Origin of the sequence: Pseudomonas sp. P5_152 (assembly GCF_033989915.1) — a bacterium.
GTDB lineage: Bacteria > Pseudomonadota > Gammaproteobacteria > Pseudomonadales > Pseudomonadaceae > Aquipseudomonas.
In genome coordinates, this window is sequence record NZ_JASFAH010000002.1 from 1182078 (window position 1) to 1204240 (window position 22163).

At 61.5% G+C, this 22163-nt stretch carries 14 protein-coding genes; 2 read left to right on the forward strand and 12 right to left on the reverse strand.

Going from position 1 to position 22163, the window contains the following annotated elements; all coding sequences use genetic code 11:
* Positions 1-5: 5 nt before the first annotated feature.
* The 10 genes from QMK50_RS05120 to QMK50_RS05165 all read right to left on the reverse strand — a co-directional run bounded on the left by QMK50_RS05120 (position 6) and on the right by QMK50_RS05165 (position 13372).
* Positions 6-653 carry an alginate O-acetyltransferase AlgF gene (locus QMK50_RS05120; RefSeq protein ID WP_320332682.1) on the reverse strand — a complete coding sequence of 216 codons (648 nt, stop codon included), beginning with the start codon at positions 651-653 and terminating at the stop codon, positions 6-8.
* Positions 654-663: 10 nt separating this feature from the next.
* Complete coding sequence (locus tag QMK50_RS05125; RefSeq protein WP_320332683.1) at positions 664-1839, reverse strand: alginate O-acetyltransferase; 1176 nt, start codon at positions 1837-1839, stop codon at positions 664-666.
* 12 nt (positions 1840-1851) lie between these two features.
* The gene (locus QMK50_RS05130) at positions 1852-3336 is read right to left on the reverse strand and encodes an MBOAT family protein (protein WP_320332684.1); all 1485 of its coding nucleotides are present in this window, start codon (positions 3334-3336) and stop codon (positions 1852-1854) included.
* A gap of 82 nt (positions 3337-3418) precedes the next feature.
* A complete protein-coding gene (locus QMK50_RS05135) occupies positions 3419-4831 on the reverse strand; it encodes an alginate O-acetyltransferase (protein WP_320332685.1) in 1413 nt (470 codons plus the stop codon).
* Between the two features lie 11 nt (positions 4832-4842).
* Positions 4843-6402: a mannuronan 5-epimerase AlgG gene (gene algG / locus QMK50_RS05140; protein ID WP_095165645.1), complete on the reverse strand. Its 1560-nt coding sequence runs from the start codon at positions 6400-6402 to the stop codon at positions 4843-4845.
* A gap of 36 nt (positions 6403-6438) precedes the next feature.
* Positions 6439-7872, reverse strand: a complete 1434-nt coding sequence (locus QMK50_RS05145) for an alginate export family protein (protein WP_413787290.1) — start codon at positions 7870-7872, stop codon at positions 6439-6441.
* On the reverse strand, positions 7869-9254 hold the full coding sequence (locus QMK50_RS05150; protein ID WP_320332686.1) for an alginate biosynthesis protein AlgK: 1386 nt from the start codon (positions 9252-9254) through the stop codon (positions 7869-7871). Before QMK50_RS05150 ends, QMK50_RS05145 begins: the two co-directional genes overlap by 4 nt.
* Positions 9251-10426: an alginate biosynthesis protein Alg44 gene (locus QMK50_RS05155; protein WP_320332687.1), complete on the reverse strand. Its 1176-nt coding sequence runs from the start codon at positions 10424-10426 to the stop codon at positions 9251-9253. The genes QMK50_RS05150 and QMK50_RS05155 overlap by 4 nt, the downstream gene beginning before the upstream one ends.
* A 64-nt stretch (positions 10427-10490) precedes the next feature.
* Entirely contained in the window at positions 10491-11972 is a 1482-nt protein-coding gene (locus QMK50_RS05160; protein ID WP_320332688.1) for a glycosyltransferase family 2 protein, read from the reverse strand.
* Between the two features lie 89 nt (positions 11973-12061).
* Positions 12062-13372, reverse strand: a complete 1311-nt coding sequence (locus QMK50_RS05165; protein WP_320332689.1) for a UDP-glucose/GDP-mannose dehydrogenase family protein — start codon at positions 13370-13372, stop codon at positions 12062-12064.
* A 1360-nt stretch (positions 13373-14732) separates the two neighbouring features.
* On the opposite strand from QMK50_RS05165, the gene QMK50_RS05170 reads away from it, so the two are divergent.
* A complete protein-coding gene (locus QMK50_RS05170; protein ID WP_095165457.1) occupies positions 14733-15077 on the forward strand; it encodes a YggL family protein in 345 nt (114 codons plus the stop codon).
* Between the two features lie 326 nt (positions 15078-15403).
* Positions 15404-16864, forward strand: a complete 1461-nt coding sequence (gene dacB, locus QMK50_RS05175; RefSeq protein WP_095165459.1) for a D-alanyl-D-alanine carboxypeptidase/D-alanyl-D-alanine-endopeptidase — start codon at positions 15404-15406, stop codon at positions 16862-16864.
* 46 nt (positions 16865-16910) lie between these two features.
* Here dacB and QMK50_RS05180 read toward each other — a convergent pair whose 3' ends face one another.
* Positions 16911-19310 carry a diguanylate cyclase gene (locus tag QMK50_RS05180; RefSeq protein WP_320332690.1) on the reverse strand — a complete coding sequence of 800 codons (2400 nt, stop codon included), beginning with the start codon at positions 19308-19310 and terminating at the stop codon, positions 16911-16913.
* Positions 19311-19445: 135 nt separating this feature from the next.
* A complete protein-coding gene (rlmKL, locus tag QMK50_RS05185) occupies positions 19446-21716 on the reverse strand; it encodes a bifunctional 23S rRNA (guanine(2069)-N(7))-methyltransferase RlmK/23S rRNA (guanine(2445)-N(2))-methyltransferase RlmL (RefSeq protein WP_320332691.1) in 2271 nt (756 codons plus the stop codon).
* Between the last annotated feature and the right edge of the window lie 447 nt (positions 21717-22163).

Sequence of the window (22163 nt, forward strand, 5' to 3'; positions counted from 1 at the left end):
ATTCCTCAGTTGGTCGCAACCGGACGCTTGACCCAGGCCGGAGACAACTTGTCGGCGGAACCGGTGACGAACAGGCTGACCACCTCACCACGCTCCAGCACCAGCGGGTCGAGGTCACGAATCTTGCGGTCGCCAGCGAACAGCGTCAGGCGCACCTTGACCGGGTTGATCTCGCGCTCGCCACGGGCGTTAGCCGAGACCGGGCGGATGACCTCGGTACGACCGTCGGCGGTTTTAATCGACAGGGCGGTGTCGGATAGATTCTGCAGGCGCAGCAGGGACTTCTGGCGATTCTTGAACGGCGGCTCCTCCACCAGCTCCAGCGCCCCATCCGGCATCTGCACCAGTGTGTAATAGCGCTCGGCGTCGAGCTTCACCGCCAGGCTCTTGCTATCTGCGCTGACGGTGTATTTACCGGCCGGCAGGAAGGCGAAATCGCTGCTGCTTTTGGCGCCCAGGTCATTGATGCGGACAGGGCCGAGGTTGGCGTCAAAACTGCTGTTAGCGGCGTTGAAGCCGCGTACGAAAGCCGAGCCATGCGGTGCCGCCGGACCGTAGAGCGCCGCTTCGTCAGCCATCACCCACGGGGCGGACAGGCCCAGCAGCAGGCTGCCCAAGCGCAGGGTGTAGGACATCGAGGAAAAAAGGGGCATACAGGTACTCCTAGAATTGCAGGACGGGCTCAGTGGAGGTCGAGGTGGCGGTGTGCAGCGCGCGGCTGACCGGCTCCTCGCCGTTGTGCAGCCGGGCGAGCCAGGCCGCGTCGAATCCGGACAGATCGCTGGGTAGCATCAGATAGCGCTCGGGGAACTCCCAGATCACCAGGCGCAGCCCGGCGAGCTCTTTATCCCCCTGCTGCAGCAGGTTCAGCATGGGCACCAGTGGGCCCTTGCCCTCCTCGGCGTAATTGAGCAGGTCGCTGCCCAGGGCCTGTTTCAGCGCACCGGCGAAGTTCCAGTCCGGGTTGGCGCTGTAGCTGGTCCCGACCAGCGCGATCGATGGCAAGGCGTCGACGAACAACTGATCCTCGGCGCTCGCCTCCTGTCCCTCGGCGGCCCGGGTCAGACGCGGGCGCAGGTGCTCGGCCGGTAGTTGCAGGTCGGCGAAGTACGGCTCCAGGGGCAGGAAGCTCAACAGGTCGCCTTTGTGCTCCCGGCTGGCGACAGCCTCGGTGACGAAGGTCTGGTCGCCACGCTGCCAGATACCCTGCCGCGCCAGATGCTCGGCCAGACTCCTGGCCGCGACCTCTGCGCCGAAGGGGGTCCAGTGGCTGTCGGTACGCAGGAACACTGGCTCCTGCGCCTTCGCCTGCTGCAGCGCAGGCAACAGATCCGGCCCGCTCAACCCGGCTTGGCGCATCATGTCGAGGACCTTCGGGTACAGGCTCTGCTGAGTCAGCACGGGTCGCTCGTCATCCAGATGCTCCGGATAGAGTCGAGCCTTGGCTGGCAGGAGCGCCAGCACCAGCGTCACCCCACGACGCTCGAACTCGGCCCGTACGGCGTTCACCAACCGCCAATTGTCCTGCAACTGATCGGGTTTGCTCGCCGGCTTGAACTCCTCGTCCGAGAACAGCCAGCCGTCCTGGCCGATGACCACGCCCTGGCGGCCTTCGCCGAAAAGCGTGTAGTCCGCCAGCGCCCAGAGATTGGTGCCCAGTTGCTTGACCGGGAACTGGGCGTCGTAGTGCTTCTCGAAGGCCAGCGCCAGTTTGCCGTCCAGCACACTGGTTTCACTGGCTGCGGAGAAGCCGAATACCGCGCGCAGGGACCACAGGCAGAGCGCCAGCAGCAGGCTGCAGAAGAGCACGCTGTAGAGCAGGTTCAGGGTTCTGTTCATAGTCGGTTCCCCTCAGAACTGAAAGTACAGGAAGGGCGAAAAGCTTTGCGCCGAGAGCTTCAGCACCGAGACGGCGAACAGCAGGAGCACGGCAGCGTGGAAGGCCACGGCGCCTATCCGCAGGCGCGCCACGGCGGCTGCGCCGTTAGCGTTGATCATCATGCCGTGGTCTTCGCTGGCGCGGTCCTTGGCTCCACCGGCCAGCGGCTGGGCGTAGAACTGACGGATGCCGAAGATGGCCAGCACGACATAAGCCAGCACCAGGGTGGCGATCTGCAGGCTGGTGAGCTGAGCGTGGTTGAGCTCGGAGAGCCGCCAGTCGGCGAAGCTGAACATGGCAACGTACATGCGCCAGGCCACGTCGAGGTTCTCGGCGCGGAAAATCACCCAGCCGATCACCACCAGCATGAAGGTGAAGGCCCACTTCAGCGGGTTGAGCACCCGTGGCGCGGCGTTCACGCCCCAGAAACGCTCAATGGCCAACCAGACGCCGTGCCAGGCGCCCCAGAGGATGTAGGTGAAGTTGGCGCCATGCCACAGACCGCCCAACAGCATGGTCAGGAACAGGTTACGGTAGGTCTGGAAAGCGGTTCCGCGGTTGCCGCCCAGGCTGATGTACAGGTAGTCGCGCAGCCAGGTGGAAAGGCTGATGTGCCAGCGTCGCCAGAACTCGGTAATGGATTGGCTGATGTACGGCTGCTTGAAGTTTTCCATGAAGCGGAAGCCCATCATCAGGCCCAGGCCGATGGCCATGTCGCTGTAGCCGGAAAAGTCGAAATACAGTTGCGCGGTATAGGCCAGCGCACCCAGCCAGGCGTCGCCAGTGGTGGGGTCGGAAAGCGCGAAGCAATGGTCGGCGATGGGCGCGATGCTGTCTGCGATGAAGACCTTCTTGATGAAGCCTTGCATGAAGCGCGTACAGCCCTCGGCGAACTTGTCCACCGTATGGGTACGGTGGTTGAACTGGTCCACCAGGTCGCGAAAACGCAGTACCGGGCCGGCAATCAGGTGCGGGAAGATCGCCACAAAGGCGGCGAAGTCCACCAGGTTATGGGTGGCTGGGGTGTCGCCGCGGTAGACGTCGATGATGTAGCTGATGGACTCGAAGATGTAGAAAGAGATCCCGATCGGCAGCAGGATGTGCGTGAGCACAAAGGGCTCCATGCCGAACGAGGTGATGATGGCGTTGAGGCTGTCGACGCCGAAATTGGCGTACTTGAAATAGCCGAGTACGCCGAGGTCCACCACCACGCCGAGGAGCAGCCATTTCTGCGCAGTTTTCGTGCGCACTCCGGCCGCGCCGATGCGCAGGCCAATCCAGTAGTTGAACACTGTCACGACAGCGAACAGGACCAGGAAGTCGATGCGCCACCAGGCATAGAAGATGTAGCTAGCGACCAGCAACAGCAGGTTTCGATAGCGCGTTCCGACCAGGTAGTACAAGCCGAGGAAAATCGGCAGGAACAGGAACAGGAACACGTTGGAAGAAAAAACCACGCTCTCAATCTCCTTTTGAATTATCGTCGTTGCCCTAAGGAGTCCATGCGCCAGGTGCAGCCCGGCGCATGGCTCAATCAGGTCAATCGGCCTTGGCTTGCATCACGCTTGCGGGTTTGTCCGCCCTGCGGCAGATCTTCGCCTCGACCTGCAGCCCCGGGGGCATGTCTGCCGGCATATCGATTTCCAGGGAGAGCAGCGTCTGCCCCGCCCACTCGGCGTCCTCACGCAAGCGGAAAACAAAGCGGCCGTTCGACTCGACTTCCCGCGACCGGCTGATCAACAGGTTTTCCCTCGAGCCGCTCATGTACCAGACGGTACTGCGCAAATCGCTGATCTCGGGCTTGCTGAACTGGATCTCGACGACGGCGTCCTCACTGCGGATCGGCTTGACCCCAGTGTTGACCAGCACCTCGTTCTTGCCTGGCCGCAGGGTCAGCTTCTGGTCTATTTGCGCCGTTACATTCCGGCAACCGTTATCCAGCAGGGGCATGGCCTGGCGATAGAACGTCGCCATGGCCAGGTCGTAATAGCTGTTGACCTCCCAGATCAGTACCTTGGGCGGTTTGTCCTGGAAGTCCTGGGTGCCGAGGTACTGCAGCATGGCACTGTGGAAGCCCCCGCCTGTCACCGAGCGGTTATCCACGTCGACGTTGGCGTACTGTTTGAGGAAGCCGTCGAAGTTGTACTGTGCGGAACTGAAACTGGTGCCGACCAGCACCACGTCGGGCCGCTCGGTATCACCAAACAGCTCGGTGCTCTCTTCTTTGGGCTCGGTCACGGCGCGGGTGAAATATTCATTGGCGTACCCGCTGCCACAGATTTTGCCGAATGCCTGGTTGAGAGAGCCCGCCTTGTACAGGCTGCCCTCGATGCGCGTGGCAAATTCCTTGCGCGCAATCCCCTCGAAGACCTTCGACTTCCTGAGCTCGGCGGCCAGCAATTGCGCGGTCAACTCAGCGCCTTGCGGCGTCCAGTGGTTATCGCGTTTGAAGAAAAATTTGCTGCGCACGTCGGCCGGCAGGTCCAGCAGTGCGGTGAGATCCGGCACGCGAATACCCAGGCTGCGCAGGCGCTCGATGGTCGCCAGGTAATTGCTGCGCGACAGTTCGGCATTGAAGCTGCTGCGCTCCTGCGGGTTGAGCATTTCAGTGACGAGCAGGCCCCGCGGTGGCAGGTAGACCATCACCAGTTCCACGCCCCTGGCTTTCAATGCATCACGCAGATCTTCCAGCAACTTGAAACCTTCGGGCGTGGTGCCGATGTTGGTCATCAAGTCGATCTTGCTGCGAAACAGCCAATCTTCCTGCCCCTGCGCCAGTCGGCTGAAATCGCCCAGATCACCGGTGTAGCTGCTGTCTTGCAGCGCCTGCGGGCAGATCTGGCAGCAGCGCTCGATCTCGTAGACGGGCGCCTCGGCGGCCAGGCTCAGGGAACTGGTGAAGAGCGTCGCAACCGAGGCGCACGCCAGCCACCCTTGGGCTAAGCGGCCCATTGAACTCCGTTTCATTGTTTGTCACTCACTTGAAGTTGCGCCAACTTGTCGAGCGGCAGGACCAGCACGGCCTGCTTCTGTCGCACCAGCAGGTCGATGATTCGGCTCTGCTCCTTGGCAAGCGCACCGAATATGCCGATGCCACTGGGCTGGGTCGGCATCAGCATTTCCACACCGTAGAGCTTCACGCTTTGCGGCGACACGACGGAGATGGCGCCCGACTGGTTACCGATCAGGCGACCGCCAACCACGGTCATGGAGAGGTTCATGTCGAAGGGGTCGAGTATCAGGTCGCGGGGTGTGCCGACGAGGTCTTTGACGTGCCCGTAGATGCCGAGCAGGCCGTTGGCCACTGCGAGGTTTTCATAGAGCCCGACATTGGCGCTGTTGCGCACACGAATGCCGTGCCGCGCGTTGTTGAACGCCCGGTTGCCCCACAACAGGTTGTCGCCGCTCTCGTAGATGGTGATGCCATCGGAGCCGTTGCGATAAACCTCGTTGTTGGCCAGCACGTTATTGACGCTGGAGCGGTCGACCACGATCCCGGAGAGGGTGTTCTCGTAGGAGCGGTTGTTGAAGATCCAGCTGTCGTTCACCTCGCGGGAGACGATGATGCCGTGCTTCTCGCGGGTGCCATAGGCGGTGTTCTCGGCGATGATCAAGCGTCGCGAGCGGTCGTGCGGGTCGATACCGTAGACCAGGTTGTTGCGGTAGGTATTGCCCTTGAGTACCACGTCATAGGCTTCGTAGCAGTAGAAGCCGTACCACATGTCGTCGAACATCGAGTCAATCAGCCAGCCGCTGGGATGGTCGCGCTGCATGGTCGGATGCATCGCCGGGCTGTACTGGGAGATGGATACGCCGTAGGACTTGCTCGCGGTGTAGCCAAGACTCGATACCACCGAGTTGACGATGTAGGTCTCGGTACCGCCCCAAGCGTTGAGGAAGGGGCGGAACTTGCCCTTCTTCTTGAACCAGTCCTGCTGGTTTTCCGTCTCGCTCCAGGCGGTAAGGCGGGTGTACATGATGAACAGCTTGCCGTCGTTGATCAGGAACGCGCCGCGCTCGCTGGATAGGCGCAAGTCGCGGGTTTCGGCACCAACGTGCAGGGTCGCGCCCTGGCTGACGACGATCGGCAGGCGAGCGATGTAGATACCCGGCTCGGTTTCCTCGAAATACTTCTTCGGCAGGCTGCGGGCGAGATCCTTCAGCGTGACATAACCACCCTCGATGAAAATCGCCTGGGGCATTTCACCCTGGCGCTTGACCCACTCACGCAGACGCTCGTCGCCACCGGTGAACTCCACCAATTGGTTCGGGCCGATCATGCGCTTGAGCACCACGTTGCCAGCGGGCTTGCGAACGATCCGGGCATTGGCCGCCTCGGCCGTATAGGGCGACAGATCGGGCAGCTTCGGCGGCTCGATCAGCAGCGACTCGACGGGAATGCTCGAGACCTGGTAAGCGGGTGCGGCGTCTTCCCCGGCCGGTGCCACGAGCGCCCACGCGAGGCTAGCCGCGAGGACCATGCCGGCGACCCAGCGGTGCCTGTTTCTTGTGTGTAAATACATAGCGTCCAACTCCATGGTCAGCTCGGCAGGCGGCATTCAGTAGCGCCAGACAAAATCAACGAATGCGCGGTGCATACTCGAATCCGTGCCTTTGCCGAAGGCATCGCCCGGAAAGAAGAGCCCGCCCCGGAAGCGGACCAGCGCGGAGGATGCCCTCAGCCACTCCATCCCGGCCGGTATCTGCCCACGGTTCAGGTAGCGCGTCACCACCAGGTCGACTTCTTGCCCGATATCCTTCTCGCCAGGCACCAACTGGGCCTTCAGGCCGCTGCTGCTGTCGGCCTGGTCATCCACCCGCCAGAAGCGGTGGTAAACCAGGCTGGCGTCGTAGTCCTCGGCCAACTGCCAGCCACTGAACACGCTGGCCGCCTGCAGGTTGTTCATCTCACCGCGATAGGCTTCGCCGAAGCGGTTGATGGCACTGCCGGTGCCGGTGAATTTGGAGCGGTTGCTCTCCAGCCCGGTCTGTTGGAACTGCTCGGAGTCGTCGCCGTCGGAGCCGCCGCTGGCACGCATGTAGGTGGTACCGACGCGCCAGTTCTGGTCGATGTTCCAGCGCAGGCCAAGGTCGACCGCCCAGGCATCGACATCCTGGCTGACCTGGCCGTTGGCCTGGCGCCGGCCGTTGACGGTGTTGGTGCGCAAGGTGTCGACATTACCGGTCAGCCACGTGGCGGCGACCCAGTAATTGAGCGGCAGGTTGCTGCGCTCGTTGTAGAAATCGCCATTGAGTTCAGCCCCCAACCAGGTGAGGTCGCCGGTCGTGGTCTTGCTCATCTGGTCCACCGACTCACCCACCCCCGGCAGGTTGCCGCCATCATCGCTGTGATGGAGCTTCACTCCGGCCCAGTGACCCGGCTGCCACTGCCAGGACAGGTCGGCGAGCAGGTGCAGGCGATCCTCGTCCTCGGGCGCCAGTTCATCCAGGTCCGTGCGGTAGTCACTGAAACGTTCGGCAATGCCGACGTGGGCACTGAGCAGGGTTGTCTCGAAATTCCAGCGCAAGGCTTCGATATTGCTGTCCCACCACAGGCCGTCGGCACTGCGGATCTTCTGCCGACCGAGTCGCAAGGACTCTCCCGGATAAGCGCTCAGACCGCCATAGTCGACCCAGAACTCGTGCATGGCGAGGAACTGGTCCTCTCGCTCGCGGGCGTCGTTGGGGTCGAAGGTGTCGGATTCGCTGGTGTCCGACTCGATGGTGTCGGTGGCGAGGAACGCCTCGCCGAGCGCGAAGGCGCTCCAGTCGCCCTGACGGTTGTAGACCCAGGGCCGCACGCTGAGACCGACGCCATTGAAGTCGCCACCGTCGCGGGTACCCAGATCGAGGTCATCGATCGACTGCGCGGTGAGTTTGAGATTGGCGCCATAAGACAAGCCGGGTTGCGGCTGCGCCCCAAGGACGACGGAGCTGGCCAGCAATCCGGCCATGCAGGCCAGCGTGGTGACTGGACGGTATTTCGAAGTCATAGCACTTCCTGCGCTTGATCAGCTTGATTCCTGGCGGTGACCTGCTGGCCACCGCGAGCCTCGATTTCACGGGCCAGCAGGCTCTCCACCTGCTGGTAGTCCTGCGCCTGCAGCCTCGGCGCCAGGCGCTCCATCAGGATCTGCCCCTGGGCCACGCCCTGACGCGACGCGAGCGTGGCGAAGGTGTAGCTGTAGACGGCGTTGATCCGCACGCCCTTGCCCTCGCCAAACAGCTGGGCCAGCGCGATGTTGGCGCTTGGGTCGCCCGCACGGGCGGCAATCAGCAGATGCTCCAGCGCCTTTTCCGGCTCGATGTCGCCCAGCGCGCCATCCCGGTACAACCGGCCCAGCAGCAGGTGCGCTTTGAGGTGGCCGGGCGCGGCCTGCAGTAGGTACTGCTCCGCCGCCCGCGGATCGGCCGGTACGACTTGGCCCTTGAGGTACAGCTGCCCGAGCATCAGTGCCGCGCGGCTGGAACCCGCCTCGATACCCTTGTTCAGGTATCCGGTGAGTACGGCCCCATCCCCCAGGTCGGGGAAGCGCAGGACCAGTTCGGCCAAACCGCACCAGGCATCCGGGTAGGCCGGCGCAATACGCGTGTAGAGCACCTGGGCAGCCTTTGGATCAGCTTCGCCCAGGCTGCTGTCGGCCAGGACCTTGGCAACGCTCATCACACGTTCAGGCGACACCAGGCCGGCCTGGTAGGCCGAGTCCAGCCGCGCCAGCAACTGCTGCTGGCGGTCTTTGTTGCCACGCCGCTGGAAGATCTCGGCCAGTTCGACATAGCATTCGCTGGCCTGGTCCAGCCAGCCCTCACAGATTGCTTCGATCTCGTCCAGCTTCTGCTCGTAGTTGCCGCGCACACGGTACAGGAGCACCTTGCCGAGCCGGGCTTCGCTGATGCCTTGCGCCTGCCATTGCTCCAGCTCGCGTTCCAGCTCGCCACTGGCAAGCTTTTGCGGATCCTGCAGTTGCAGCTGCACCAGTGGCAGCAATGCGCTGTTGTCGCCGGCCGCCAGGCTCTGGCGCAGCAGCTGCTCGGCCTCCCGGCGCTCCGCAGGACTCGCCTGCGGCTTGCTCGCCAGCCATTTACCCAGCCGCGCTGGCGCCGCCGGAGAGCGATCGAGGGCCTGGCGGTACAGCGTCTCGCCCTGCATCCGCTGCTCGATCAAAGGACTGCGTATCAGCAGGTCGGCGAGACCGATCTGGGCCTCGACGTAACCTTCGCTGGCGAGGACGCGGTAATTCTGTTCCGCGGTCGCGAGGTCACCACTGCCCTTGGCCGTCTTGGCCAACTGCAGGTCGGGCAACGCCACGCAACCGGCCAGCAGACCGAGGCTGAGCGAGCTCAGCAGCCCGCATGCTAGTCCGGTGCTCTTCATTTTTCGAACACCAGGCTGTTCAGGCTGTTATTGGCGAAGACGCCGTTCAACGGGCGAATGCGCACGTCCACCGGACGCTTGGCCAGATCGCTGGCAAGCGGCTCGTCTGGCTGGATGTGTACGCGGATGTCCGAAGCCAGGCCGCCGTCCTGCAGGGCGATGCTGGTGATCCGGCCGCTGCGTTCAGTGGTTTCGCCACCCACCAGGAAGGTCAACGGAGTGCCTGGTTGCAGCTTGTTGAAAGCGCGGTAAGGGAAGCGTGCTTCGACGGTCGCGACGCTGTCCACCGGCGCCAGCATGAACACCGGAGTGCCCTTGGGTGCCACCTGGCCATCACCCACCAGTTGGCTGACCACTTTGCAGTCACAAGGGCTGGTCAGGGTGCCCTGGAAGCGTTTGTTGAACAGGCGCTCCAGGTTGTCCGGGGTCATCTCCGATTCCGGCAGGGCGCCCTTCAGGGCATCCAGCATGTTCGCCGTAAAGGTCGCCACCGGTGCCCCCTTGCTGACCGTGCTACCAACGGTGACCAGGCTTTGCACAGTCCCTTCGCGCGGCATCGCGACCTGCGTGCCGGGCACGCTGACCTGGGCCGAGTCAGCGTGAGTGACGAAGTAGATGTCGTAGAACTGGTACAGCACATAGGCGAAGGCGCCCAGGCCAACGAGCAGCATCACCAGGGTTAAACCCATGGCGCGCAGGCGGCCGAGCAGGCTGAGCCTTTCATTGCCCTTGCCGCCACGGGCCTTGGTGAAGTTCTCGCGCTGGAGAATGCTGATCAGGCCACCGACATTCACCAGCTCGCCGCCGATGAAGGAGCTGATGATGTAGCGCAGCGCCGACATCTCGCGTGGACGCAGGTTGTGAAATTCACAGCCAACGCGCTTGCCGCCGATGATGGAACGCACCTGGAACTCGACATCCATGGCGAAGCCGATGCCCTCCACCTTGAACATCAGCTTGCCGCGATAGAGCTTGCCCTCGACGACCGACTGGCTGCCCTGCTCGAAGCTGAAACCGCCAGCGGACAGGTCTATCAGTTCGACTTCCTGGACGCCCCCCTGCTGGCCTTGGAACCGGATCTTCGCCGGCAGCTTCAGGCGCGCATGCTGACGCTGCGCCTCGGACTCATGCACCATATTGGCGTTGCCCACCGGGCTGATCACTGCACTCATAATTTTTTCCTTTCAAATTAGTAAGTTGAACCTGGCTTCAAGGTATTTGGGTCCTTTTCGCCGATCACACCACGAACATCAGCAGGGCAAGAAAGACGCTGCCCGCGGAGAAGGTCATAGCGCGCGAAGACCAGGTGTTGAACCAGCGCGAAAAGCTCGCCAGGTCGCGATTAAGCTTGGTGTCCTGGCGGGTCCAGGACTGCCGGTCGAGGCGGAAGAAGACGTACACCTTCACCAGCGCGCCCATGATCTGGTTGTAATAGAGGATCAGCGGATAGGCCGGCCCCACCTTGTGCCCGGAGGCCAGCAGCAGCAGCGTCAGCGCCAGGCGAGTGAGGCCGATCCACAGCAGGTACACCATCAGGAAGGCGAAGCCGTACTTGAGGCTGGCGATGATCGCCACGGTGGGCCCCAGCAGGCTGGTCCACATGGATACGCGCTGGTCGGCCAGCACCAGGCAGGTGAACCAGCCCAAACGATTCGGGCCAAGGCCCAGGGCGCGGGAGTTCTGCCGCAGGTTGTTGCCGTACCAGCGGAACATCAGCTTGCGACTGGCCTTGATGAAGCTTTTTTCCGGCGGGTGCTCAACGGTGTTGATGGACGCGTCCGGCACATAGAAAGTGTCGTAGCCCAGGCGCATCAGGCTGTACCAACTGGACTTGTCGTCGCCAGTGAGGAAGCGGAAGCGTCCGAGGCGCCAGTGTTCCAGGTGATCTGTCTCGACGTCAGCGATGAAGCCGGGATTGGTCACCACGCTGGTGCGGAATACCGACATGCGCCCGGTCATGGTCAACACACGCTTGGAGAGCGCCATGGAGCACATGTTGAGGTGGCGCTGGGCGAAGCGCAGCTTGTGCCACTCGCTCATGATGTAGCTGCCGCGCACTTCGCAGAACTCGTTGGTGGTCAGGCCACCGACATTGGGGAAAAGCTTGAACCAGGGCACGGTTTTCTTCACTACGCCCTGCTCCAGTACGGTATCGCCATCGATCACCGCCACCACCGAATCGTCGTCAGGCAGGTGCCGGGAAATGGCGCGAAAACCGTGGGCCAGGCCATCGCGCTTGCCGGTTCCGGCGATGCGCACGAAGTCCAGACTGACCCGCTGCGGTGGGTTCATCTGCCGCCACAGGCTCTCGATCAACAGCTCGTCCGAACGCTCGACGATGGAACACACCACGGTGGTCGGGTAGCCGCAGGCGATGGCCTCGCGGATCACCGATTGGTAGACCTGAGCGGTGGTCAGCGCCTCGATGCGAAAGCTGGTGACCAACAGGAACACGTGGGACGGGGCCGCTTGCTCACCCAGCTGTCGCATTTTGCGCCGATACCAGGGGAACACCAGATAGAGGAAGATCATCCCCCGCACGAAATGCACGGCGCCCATGGAATAACGCCAGATGCCAATAACACCCAGCAGAAGAATGAAATCGACGGACTCCGGGTCGAATGTGCTGCGCGGCAGCAGCATTGCCATCCCCATGAGCGTGATTACCAGCAGTAACCACCCTGCGGCGGTGCGCAGGCGACTCTGAAAAACATCCATGTCTCGGACCTGTATGACTTATCAACAATATGGCAACAGGAGCGCCGTGCTTGTTGTCAGGGCGCCCCACGAGCATCACTGCAATGGCTCTACCAGCAGATACCCTCTAACCCGCCACCGCTGGACTGGCGCATAAACCCCACCAGGTCGAAGACCTTCTTGTCGGCGAAAGCCCGTTCTACCAGGGGCGCGAAGGCTTCATCGCCGTTGCCCAGGACGATCACGTCGGCATTGGCGACCACTTCGTCGAAATTGGATCGCAGCAACGACGAAACATGGGGAATCTTCGACTCGATGTAGTCGCGGTTGGCGCCGTGAACACGGGCATACTCGACGTTGCTGTCGTAGATGCTGAGGTCGAAGCCCTTGCCGATGAGCATCTCGGCCAGCTCCACCAGCGGGCTTTCACGCAGGTCGTCGGTACCGGCCTTGAAGGACAGCCCCAGCAGCGCGACCTTGCGCTTGTCGTAACTGGCGATGATGTCGAAAGCTTTGCGCACCTGCGCGGAGTTGCTGCGCATCAGCGACTCGATCAGCGGCGACTCGACGTCCAACTGACCGGCGCGGTAGCTCAACGCGCGCACATCCTTGGGCAGGCAGGAGCCGCCGAAGGCGAAGCCCGGGCGCATGTAGTAACTGGACAGGTTGAGCTTGCGATCCTGGCAGATCACCTCCATCACCTCGCGGCCGTCGACGCCGACCGCCTTGGCGATGTTGCCGATCTCGTTGGCGAAGGTGACCTTGGCCGCGTGCCAGACGTTGCAGGTGTACTTGATCATCTCCGCGATTTCGATGGTCTTGCGGATGACCGGCGCATCCAGCTCGCGGTAGATCTCTTCCAGCAGGTCGCCAGAGGTGCTGTCCAGCTCGCCGATCACCGTCATCGCCGGAAAGTCGTAGTCCTTGATCGCGGTGCTCTCGCGCAGAAACTCGGGGTTCACCGCCACGCCGAAGTCGACGCCGGCCTTGAGCCCGGAATACTGTTCCAGGGTCGGAATCACCACATTGCGCAGAGTGCCCGGTAGCACCGTGCTGCGTACCACTACCGTGTGACGGGTGGTCTTGAGCGGTAGAACCTGGCCGATCTGCCGGCACACCTCTTCGATGTAGGACACATCGAGGTCGCCGTTGCGCTTGCTCGGCGTCGGCGGTGCGAGGAAGGAAATATCGGTTTCGAGGACGGCCTCGCGAACATCCAGGGTGCCACGCAGCATGCCGCTGGCGACCCCTTGCTGCAGCAACTCGCCCAGACCCGGCTCGACAATGGGCGATTTGCCACTGTTGATCATATCGATCTTGAGAGCCTGAACATCGACCCCGATGATCTGATGCCCTCTTGCCGACAAGCATCCGGCACATACCGCGCCGACGTAACCCAGACCAAATATGCTGATTCGCATGCTACGAACGCTCCTTGCAACTTAAGGTCATGGAATGTCCCTATAACATTCCCATATCCACTTACAGGCAACTTGAATCCACGACCTGTAACCAGTAGGGCGGCAGCTATTGGCAGCGCCCTATATAAATCAACTTTAGAAACTTCAATATCCCTTGCGAAAACCCACGCGAAAGCCACTTGCCGTCATAACAAACAACGGCACTAGCAAGCACAAGACAGACGATAGAACAGTGAGTACAGCATTCCCAAAGCTACGAAACCCTTGGTCCGTAGCTCCAAGCCGGACACATGGTGAGCACTTGGACAACGCAAAGCAATAGTGCAATTAAAAATAAACCACAAATAATGATTTTGACTTAATGGCGCCAAAACAACGGCAGCAAGGGAGTTGAATAATAAGACAAAGTTAGTTGTCAGCTTTATGACGACAATATATTTACGGCAGATAAACCGTTTAAGCGCTGCAAGTTTATCGCCATATTAATGACGACTAAAATATGACGCTCGATGCTATTTTTATGGCGCCGCCCTTTCGTCAACCCTTCAAGGGCTCGCCTGCGACGTGAAATGCTCGGCTGTCGAGTTGATGCGCATCGCTGCAGGGCTGAGACAAGCCGCCAACGAGGCTGAGGCTTACAGGCTGCTCATTGTCCGGGCACAGACTTCTGTATCGGTGCTGGAATGCTCTCGTGCTTGCGACATACTAATCGGCAGCAACTTTGATACTTTCAGCCAATACCGGTAAATAGCTGTATCTGGTAATGCGGGGCGATTCAGACAGGGCAATTAACGCCTTTCGATGCAGACCAGGATGCTGATTAAGCACTTTGTTAAAAGATAGGTAAGTGCTGCAGCGATTGAAGGCTCGCGCACGCTACGAACCTCCGAGACAGATGTCATTGTTCCCAAACGATTTTTATTATCTACACTCATCTCTAAATCCCTTGGATCGTTTCCCGCCCAGACTCCAGACAGTTTTTTTCGCGGTACGTGGGAATGCCGCTATCGGCGCAGATACTTCGATCGACAACGTTGATAGGTGAGTCCGCGGACAGTACAAACCGCAGAATCGAGTATTCTCCCCCCGGCATTCCTTGCGGGAGCTAAATCGAATGCACGCACAGAATCAGGACCGAATTGAGTTGCGCTCCATAACTCATCTCGAAAGCCCTCGCCAACGCGGTCTTGGTGCTGGTGACCATGAACATCTGCGCCACCAGCAACCGGCCATCCTCGAAAATGGCGGAGCTAAAATGCGAGGGAGCAACTGCTTCGCGTGGCCAGCGCCTCACTCAATCAGGCAGAGGTGCCGCGTAGCTGATAAGATGCGCGGCGTTATTACTCAAGAGGATTGTTTCATGGCCACTAACCGCTCCCAGCGTCTGCGTAAAAAGCTCTGTGTAGACGAGTTCCAGGAATTGGGCTTCGAGCTGAACCTGGACTTCAAGGAAGATTTGGCTGACGAGGCAATCGATGCATTCCTCGACGCGTTTTTGAAAGAAGCGATGGAAGCCAACGGCCTGGGCTATGTTGGCGGCGACGACTACGGTCTGGTTTGCCTGCAGAAGCGTGGCTCGGTTTCCGAAGAGCAGCGTGCTGCTGTAGAAGCCTGGCTCAAAGGCCGCAGCGAACTGACTGAAGTCACCGTCAGCCCGTTGCTGGACGTCTGGTACCCGGAAAAGCCGATCAATCCGGTAGCTTGATGTTCAAAGGGCCATCCATCGTGATGGCCCTTTTTGATTCTGGTTCAAGAAAAGAACCCTTATCGTCGATTTGAGTCCTCCCTGCCCCGAAATCTCTCCCCTATTCAGCCCCCTCACTGTCCGTGATCAAGCATGGGGAACGATCCTCATAAGTAACTCTCTGGGCGCCCGCCTTGGTTCCGCTAAAAAAAATAGCCGATTAGGTCACCTGCTTGCGGCACAAAGCGCTATACCTTGGGCATAATGCCGACAATTTCGTGACCACTGAGGGAATTTATCTTCATGCCCTCATCTTTTTTCCCCTCGGCTGTAGGGTTTTATTTCATATGATCAGATCTTTGCGTCCATTGTTGCTGGCCGGCCTGCTTATCCCCCTGGCCTTTACCGTTTCTGCTGCACCCGTCAATACCGCCCTCACCCCCAACGTCGAAAAAGCCCTCAAGGCCAGCAAGCTGCCCGACAGTGCGTTGTCGCTGGTGATGATCCCCCTGAACGGCCCGGGCACCCCGACCGTGTTCAACGCCGACGTCTCGGTCAACCCGGCGTCCACCATGAAACTGGTGACGACCTACGCGGCCCTGGAAATGCTCGGCCCCAACCACCAGTGGAAAACCGAGTTCTACACCGACGGCACCCTTAGCGGCGGCATCCTGCGCGGCAACCTGTACCTCAAGGGCGGTGGCGACCCGAAACTGAACATGGAAAAACTCTGGTTGCTGATGCGCGACCTGCGGGCCAATGGCGTGCAGCAAGTCACCGGCGACCTGGTGCTGGACCGCAGCTTCTTCAATCAACCGCAATTGCCGCAGTTCAACGATGACGGCAATGACGACAACAAGCCGTTCCTGGTCAAGCCCGACGCGGCCATGGTCAACCTCAAGGCCCTGCGCTTCGTGGCCCGTAATGATTCGGGCCGGGTCCTGGTATCGGTCGAACCGCCGATTGCCAGCATCCGCATCGAAAACCAGGTCAAGGCCGTCAACTCCAAACAGTGCGCCGGCGGCGTGCGCTACAACCCGGTAACCCAGGCCGACGGCAGCGTCACCGTGACCGTGGCCGGCCAACTGGGCGACGGCTGCAGCTCGCAGACCTACCTTTCGCTACTCGACCACGCCACCTACACCGCCGGCGCCGTACGGGCGATCTGGCAGGAACTGGGCGGCAGCATCCAGGGCAAGGATCGCCAAGGCGCGGTGCCCAAGGACGCCAAGGTCCTGGCCCGGGCATTCTCTCCGGACCTGGCGGAGATCATCCGCGACATCAACAAATACAGTAACAACACCATGGCCCAGCAATTGTTCCTCAGCCTGGGCGCGAAATTCCGCACTGGCGCCGACAGCGACGACGCCATGGCTGCCCAACGGGTCGTACGCCAGTGGCTGGCGAAAAAAGGCATCACTGCGCCGCATCTGGTGATGGAGAACGGTTCCGGCCTGTCCCGTGCCGAGCGCGTCAGCGCCCGTGAGATGGCAAGCATGCTGCAGGCCGCCTGGAGAAGCCCGTACTCGGCCGAATTCGTCAGCTCGATGCCAATTGCCGGCATGGACGGCACCATGCGCAAACGCCTGAAAACCACGGCGATGCGCGGTGAAGCCCACGTCAAGACGGGCACCCTGAACACCGTCCGGGCGATTGCCGGCTTCAGCCGCGACAACAATGGCAACACCTGGGCCGTGGTCGCGATCCTCAACGACAAGGCGCCCTTTGGTGCTTCGTCGGTACTCGATCAAGTGTTGCTGGACCTGTATCGCCAGCCAAAACTGGCAGCCACCGCGTCGGTCCTCTAGGCCACGAGTCAAGGCTGCGCGCCGCAGGGTGCGCAGCCGTCGACAACTACGGCAACTCCTCGACCACCCGATCCCGGCCCGCCTGCTTGGCCGCATACACCCCCGAGTCTGCGCGCAGCAGCAAGGCATCGGCGCCCTCCCCCGGGCGCCAACTGGCAATCCCAAAACTGCCGGTCACCGTGCCCAGGCCGTCGATGGGTGTGGTGCGCAGGCTTTGCCAGAGTTCGACCGCCAAGTGATACGCATGCTGGCCGTCGGTGTCCGGGCACAGCACCATGAACTCCTCGCCCCCCAGGCGACAGAACACATCGGTACAGCGCAGACGGTGGGCAATCCGCTGGCACACCGCCTGCAACACCCGGTCGCCCGCGGCATGGCCGTAGCGGTCGTTGATTCGCTTGAAGTGATCGATGTCCAGCATGATCACCGCCAATTCACCATTGCCCCGCGACACCCGGGCCATTTCCAGGGTCAGGCGCTCCTGAAAGTAGCGCCGGTTGTGGATCCCGGTCAGGGCATCGGTCACCGACAGGGCCCGCAACTCCTCCTCGACTCGCTTCATGTCGGAAACGTCCGAGATGTAGCCATGCCACAGCACCCCACCACCGGGCAATTCTTCCGGCGTGGCTTCGCCCCTGACCCAGCGCAGGCCACGCACTGGCAGCAGCACCCGGTACTCTTCCCGCCAGGGGCTCAGCCGTTGCGAGGAAGTACGGATCGAGGCCCGAACCCGACTCACATCCAGCGGATGGATACGCTCGAAAATCACCTCGGCGTTCTCCAGCAACGCCTGCGGATCGAGCTCGTAGATATCGCGAATGCCGTCGCTGGCGTAGATCACACTGAAGCGCCCGTCCGCCGCCATCTTGAATTGATAGATGCCACCCGGTACGTGGGCGCTGAGTTTTTTCAGCAACAGGTCGCGTGCCGCCAGGGCTTCGTGCACACGCTTGCGCTCGGTGATGTCAATGCAGATCGCCAGGTGCCCGACCCACAACCCCAGGTCATCGAGCACTGCGGTGGCGAGCATGTTCACCAGCAGATGGCTGCCATCGCGGCGCACCAGCGTCCACTCCCGGGGCTCACGTGCGAGTTCCTTGGCGTCCGGCACCAGCATCGCCTGGCACGCCGGCACCGGCTTGCCATAGCGCAGGCTCAACTCGGCCGCCCGCTCTTCCAGTTCCCGGGGCAGATGCAGGCTTTCCAGGGTGGCATGCCCCAGCACCTCGCTGCCGGGATAACCGAGCATGTGTTCGGCACCGGCGTTGAAGGTGGTGATCACGCCACGCAAGTCGGTGACAATCACCGCCACCTCGGTCGCGGCATCGAGCACTCCGCGCAATTGCGCGTGGGCTGCGCGCAATTCCTGCTCGCGGTCCCGCAGTTCCCGGGTGCGCTGCTCCACCAGGGACAAGGCGCGCTGGCGCTGGCTGACCAGGATATAGAGCAAGGCGCTGAGCAGCAGGCTCAACAACCCGCCCATGATCACCAGACTGGTGATGGCCGAACGGTTGGCTTGCTCGAAGGCGGCGCTGGTGCGGATCTCCAGATCGTAGATGCGATCCCCCAGGCGCAAGAGCGAACGCTCGTACAGCGGCTGGTGCGCCGGCGCGTTGGCCGATTGGTAAAGCCGCTCTGGTTGCTGGTCGAGGCTGCGCCCCGCGATCTCCACCACCAGGTTGTCCTGGTTCTGCTGGGTAAACCCGTCGGCCACCAACTGCCCGATACTGAGCACCGCCAGCACATACCCGCGCAGCGCAGGACTGCCATCGGCAGTTGCGGCCTGGCGCAGGACGGGCGCTGCCAGCAACACACCGCTGGCGAACTCGGCGGCGACACCTGGCAACTGCAGCGGTTGCGACACCACCATCACCCCCAGCTCGCGGGCCTTGTCCAGGGTTGCCTGGCGTGCGGGCTGGGCCAGCAAGTCCACGCCCAGGGGTGCGCCCTGGATGCCTGAAGTCTGCTTGTACAACAGCGGAGCGTACTGGGCGCGCCACTGGGCCACGTGCGTGCCGCCCGCAGGATCGAGGTCGAGAATGGAAAAATCGTCGAGGCCTTGCTGTCGTACCTCGCGCTCGAAGGCCACGCGCTGGTCGCCGGCGATCAACGGCGCCCAGCCATAGGCCAGGGTGCGTTGCAACAAGGGATGGGTGTAGCCGTCGAACTCTTCGCGGGAAACCGCAGTGGAGTTGAGGAAAAAACGTCGCAGGCTATCGAGGCGCTGTTCCTGATCGGCGAAACGCTCGGCGATCCGGCTCTTGCGTTCACTGGCCAGCAACTGAAAACGCTGCGCCACCTGTTGCTGGTGGGCATTGAGGGCCGTCCAGGCGAGCAGGCCCGTGAGCACGCCACCGGCCAACAACGCCAGCAGTGCTACCAGCCAGGCCGAGACATCTTCATTGATGAAGCCCAGGATTTTTGGTCGTGCGGCATGCAACGGCATAAGCAAAACTCAAACGCCAGCGAGCTTCGGCGTCACCTGGGCCTTGTCTGAAGTTATAGCTATTCGCCATTAGCTTTGCCAGCCGAACACCCATAGAGCCGAGACGCATCAAGGCTCTATGGGACCCGTCGAACCTTAGCGCGCCATGATTTTCCAGGCGCGGTGGATCTTGCCGTTACGGGCAAAGTCCGGGTCGATGGTTTGCGCGGTGATTTCCTCGACGGCATAGCGCGCCGTGAGGTTGTCTTCGAGCTGGAACTTGCGGAAGTTGTTGGAGAAGTACAACACCCCGCCCGGCGCCAGGCGCGCCATGGCCAGGTCGAGCAACTGCACGTGGTCACGCTGGACGTCGAAAATGCCTTCCATGCGCTTGGAGTTGGAGAAGGTCGGCGGATCGATGAAGATCATGTCGAACTCATCACGGTTGGCTTCCAGCCAGGCCATGACATCGCCCTGCTCCAGGCGGTTCTTGTCGGAGAAACCGTTGAGCGACAGGTTGCGGCGCGCCCAGTCCAGGTAGGTCTTGGACAGGTCGACGCTGGTGGTGCTGCGCGCGCCACCCTTGGCCGCATGCACGCTGGCGGTCGCGGTGTAGCAGTACAGGTTGAGGAAACGTTTGCCGGCCGCCTCTTTCTGGATGCGCATGCGCATTGGACGGTGATCGAGAAACAGCCCGGTGTCGAGGTAGTCGGTCAGGTTGACCAGCAGTTTGACCCCGCCTTCATTGACTTCGACAAATTTGCCCTGGGCACTCTGGCGCTCGTACTGCTTGGTCCCGCTCTGGCGCTCGCGACGCTTGACCACCACACGGCTCTTGTCGATGTTCAAGGCCTGGGGAATGGCAGCCAGGGCATCGAACATCCGCGCCGAGGCTTTTTCCGGGTCGATCGACTTCGGTGCAGCGTATTCCTGCACATGCACCCAGTCGTGGTACAGGTCGATGGCCATCGAGTACTCAGGCATGTCGGCATCGTACACGCGGTAGCAGTCGATCCCTTCGCGCTTGACCCACTTGCCCAGGGCCTTGAGGTTCTTCTGCAGACGGTTGGCAAACATCTGCCCACCCTCGCTCAGGCGCGCCTGCTCGACCACGGGTGCCGGGGCCGGGGCGGGTTTGATCGGATTGCCATTCTTGTTGTATTGGCGCTCTTGCGGCTCGACCGGTGCCTGATCGTAGATCGCCTGTTCCCGCTCGGCCTGACGCTGCTCGGGTGTCCGGCGCTCGCCGGTGACGAACTGGTCGGGCAGCACTTTGATCAGCAGCAGCTTGCACGGCAAGGCGCCGTTCCAGAAGGCATATTGCTTGTGGCTGCGAATGCCCATGCGCTTGCCCAGGTCAGGCGCGCCGGTGAACACCGCCGCCTCCCAGTTCAAGCAGGCCTGGCGCAGGCGCTCGCCGAGGTTCTGGTAGAGGTAGAGCAGGCTCGCCTCGTCGCCCAGGCGCTCGCCGTACGGAGGGTTGCAGATCACCAGGCCTTTCTGGTTCTGGTCCGGGCGCGGCTCGAAGGTGGCCACTTCGCCCTGGTAGATCTTGATCCACTCGCTCAGGCCCGCACGCTCGACGTTGTTGCGACCTGGCTGGATCAGGCGCGGATCGGCTTCGTAACCGCGGATCCACAGCGGTGGCTTGGCCAGGCCGGCAGCGGCACGTGCGCTGGCTTCTTCATGGAGTTTTTTCCACAGCGCCGGCACGTGGCCGAGCCAGGCAGTGAAGCCCCATTGCTCACGACGCAGGTTGGGTGCCATGTCAGCGGCAATCATCGCCGCCTCGACCAGGAAGGTACCGACACCGCACATCGGGTCAGCGAGGGCGCCGCCCTCGGCTGCAATGCGTGGCCAGCCGGAACGGATCAGGATCGCCGCCGCGAGGTTTTCCTTCAGCGGGGCGGCACCTTGCTGCAGGCGATAGCCGCGCTGGTGCAGGCTGTGCCCGGACAGGTCCAGGGACAGGATCGCTTCGCCACGGTCCAGGCGCAGGTGAATGCGCAGGTCCGGGTTGAGCTTGTCGATCGACGGACGTTCGCCCGTTGGCGTGCGCAGTTTGTCGACAATCGCATCCTTGACCTTCAGGGCGCCGAAGTGGGTATTGTCGATGCCAGAACCGTGGCCGCTGAATTCCACCGCCAGGGTGCCATCCGCCAGCATGTGGTCTTGCCACTCGATATCCAGCACGCCGTGGTAGAGGTCTTCGGCGTCCTTCATCGGGAAGCGCTTGAGGACAAACAGCACGCGGTTTGCCAGGCGCGACCACAGGCACAGGCGATAAGCGGTTTCCATGGTGGCCATGCCGCGCACAGCCGAGGTGTGCTCGCGCGCTTCCTCAAGGCCAAGCCCGACGGCTTCCTCGATGAGCAGGCCTTCAAGGCCTTTTGGGCAAGTGAGGAAAAGTTCGTAACGATCCGACATGGGAATTCCAGGGCCTTTAGCAATAAGTGAACGGGCAACGCATTGACCGCTCGGTTTTCAATCAAGCGCTTTTCTAAAAGAGCGCTCGCGTGGCACGAAGGTGTGCCGTCCCACCCTGGCGGCTATTCCAGCCAACCGGCTGGAATGAGCTTAGATGCCCGGGCAGATAAAAAATTCGATGCAACAAAATGTCATAACTCGACCCTTCGTCGAATAGTAACTGAGTGCATCGGTTGGACATGAGGCTGGAAGCATTAGCCTCATCATTCTTTGAGAGCCTGATCATAGCGGGGTTTGGCCAACCACCCGGCAAAACCCTCGATGTTTCTTATGGCCTTAACATCTTTATCGTTACGTCCTTATGACAAAACGATCATTCCCTCGATGTGACGCATTGGTTAGAACTCAACACAGGTTGACGCCGCAATGACGTCAACACCTTGGCTC

Excerpts from the sequence above, each read along its gene's own strand:
- QMK50_RS05120 (WP_320332682.1), bottom strand. The coding sequence starts at position 653 with ATGCCCCTTTTTTCCTCGATGTCCTACACCCTGCGCTTGGGCAGCCTG.
- QMK50_RS05125 (WP_320332683.1), bottom strand. The coding sequence starts at position 1,839 with ATGAACAGAACCCTGAACCTGCTCTACAGCGTGCTCTTCTGCAGCCTG.
- QMK50_RS05135 (WP_320332685.1), bottom strand. The coding sequence starts at position 4,831 with ATGGGCCGCTTAGCCCAAGGGTGGCTGGCGTGCGCCTCGGTTGCGACG.
- algG (WP_095165645.1), bottom strand. The coding sequence starts at position 6,402 with ATGTATTTACACACAAGAAACAGGCACCGCTGGGTCGCCGGCATGGTC.
- QMK50_RS05145 (WP_413787290.1), bottom strand. The coding sequence starts at position 7,872 with ATGACTTCGAAATACCGTCCAGTCACCACGCTGGCCTGCATGGCCGGA.
- QMK50_RS05150 (WP_320332686.1), bottom strand. The coding sequence starts at position 9,254 with ATGAAGAGCACCGGACTAGCATGCGGGCTGCTGAGCTCGCTCAGCCTC.
- QMK50_RS05155 (WP_320332687.1), bottom strand. The coding sequence starts at position 10,426 with ATGAGTGCAGTGATCAGCCCGGTGGGCAACGCCAATATGGTGCATGAG.
- QMK50_RS05160 (WP_320332688.1), bottom strand. The coding sequence starts at position 11,972 with ATGGATGTTTTTCAGAGTCGCCTGCGCACCGCCGCAGGGTGGTTACTG.
- QMK50_RS05165 (WP_320332689.1), bottom strand. The coding sequence starts at position 13,372 with ATGCGAATCAGCATATTTGGTCTGGGTTACGTCGGCGCGGTATGTGCC.
- QMK50_RS05170 (WP_095165457.1), top strand. The coding sequence starts at position 14,733 with ATGGCCACTAACCGCTCCCAGCGTCTGCGTAAAAAGCTCTGTGTAGAC.
- dacB (WP_095165459.1), top strand. The coding sequence starts at position 15,404 with ATGATCAGATCTTTGCGTCCATTGTTGCTGGCCGGCCTGCTTATCCCC.
- QMK50_RS05180 (WP_320332690.1), bottom strand. The coding sequence starts at position 19,310 with ATGCCGTTGCATGCCGCACGACCAAAAATCCTGGGCTTCATCAATGAA.
- rlmKL (WP_320332691.1), bottom strand. The coding sequence starts at position 21,716 with ATGTCGGATCGTTACGAACTTTTCCTCACTTGCCCAAAAGGCCTTGAA.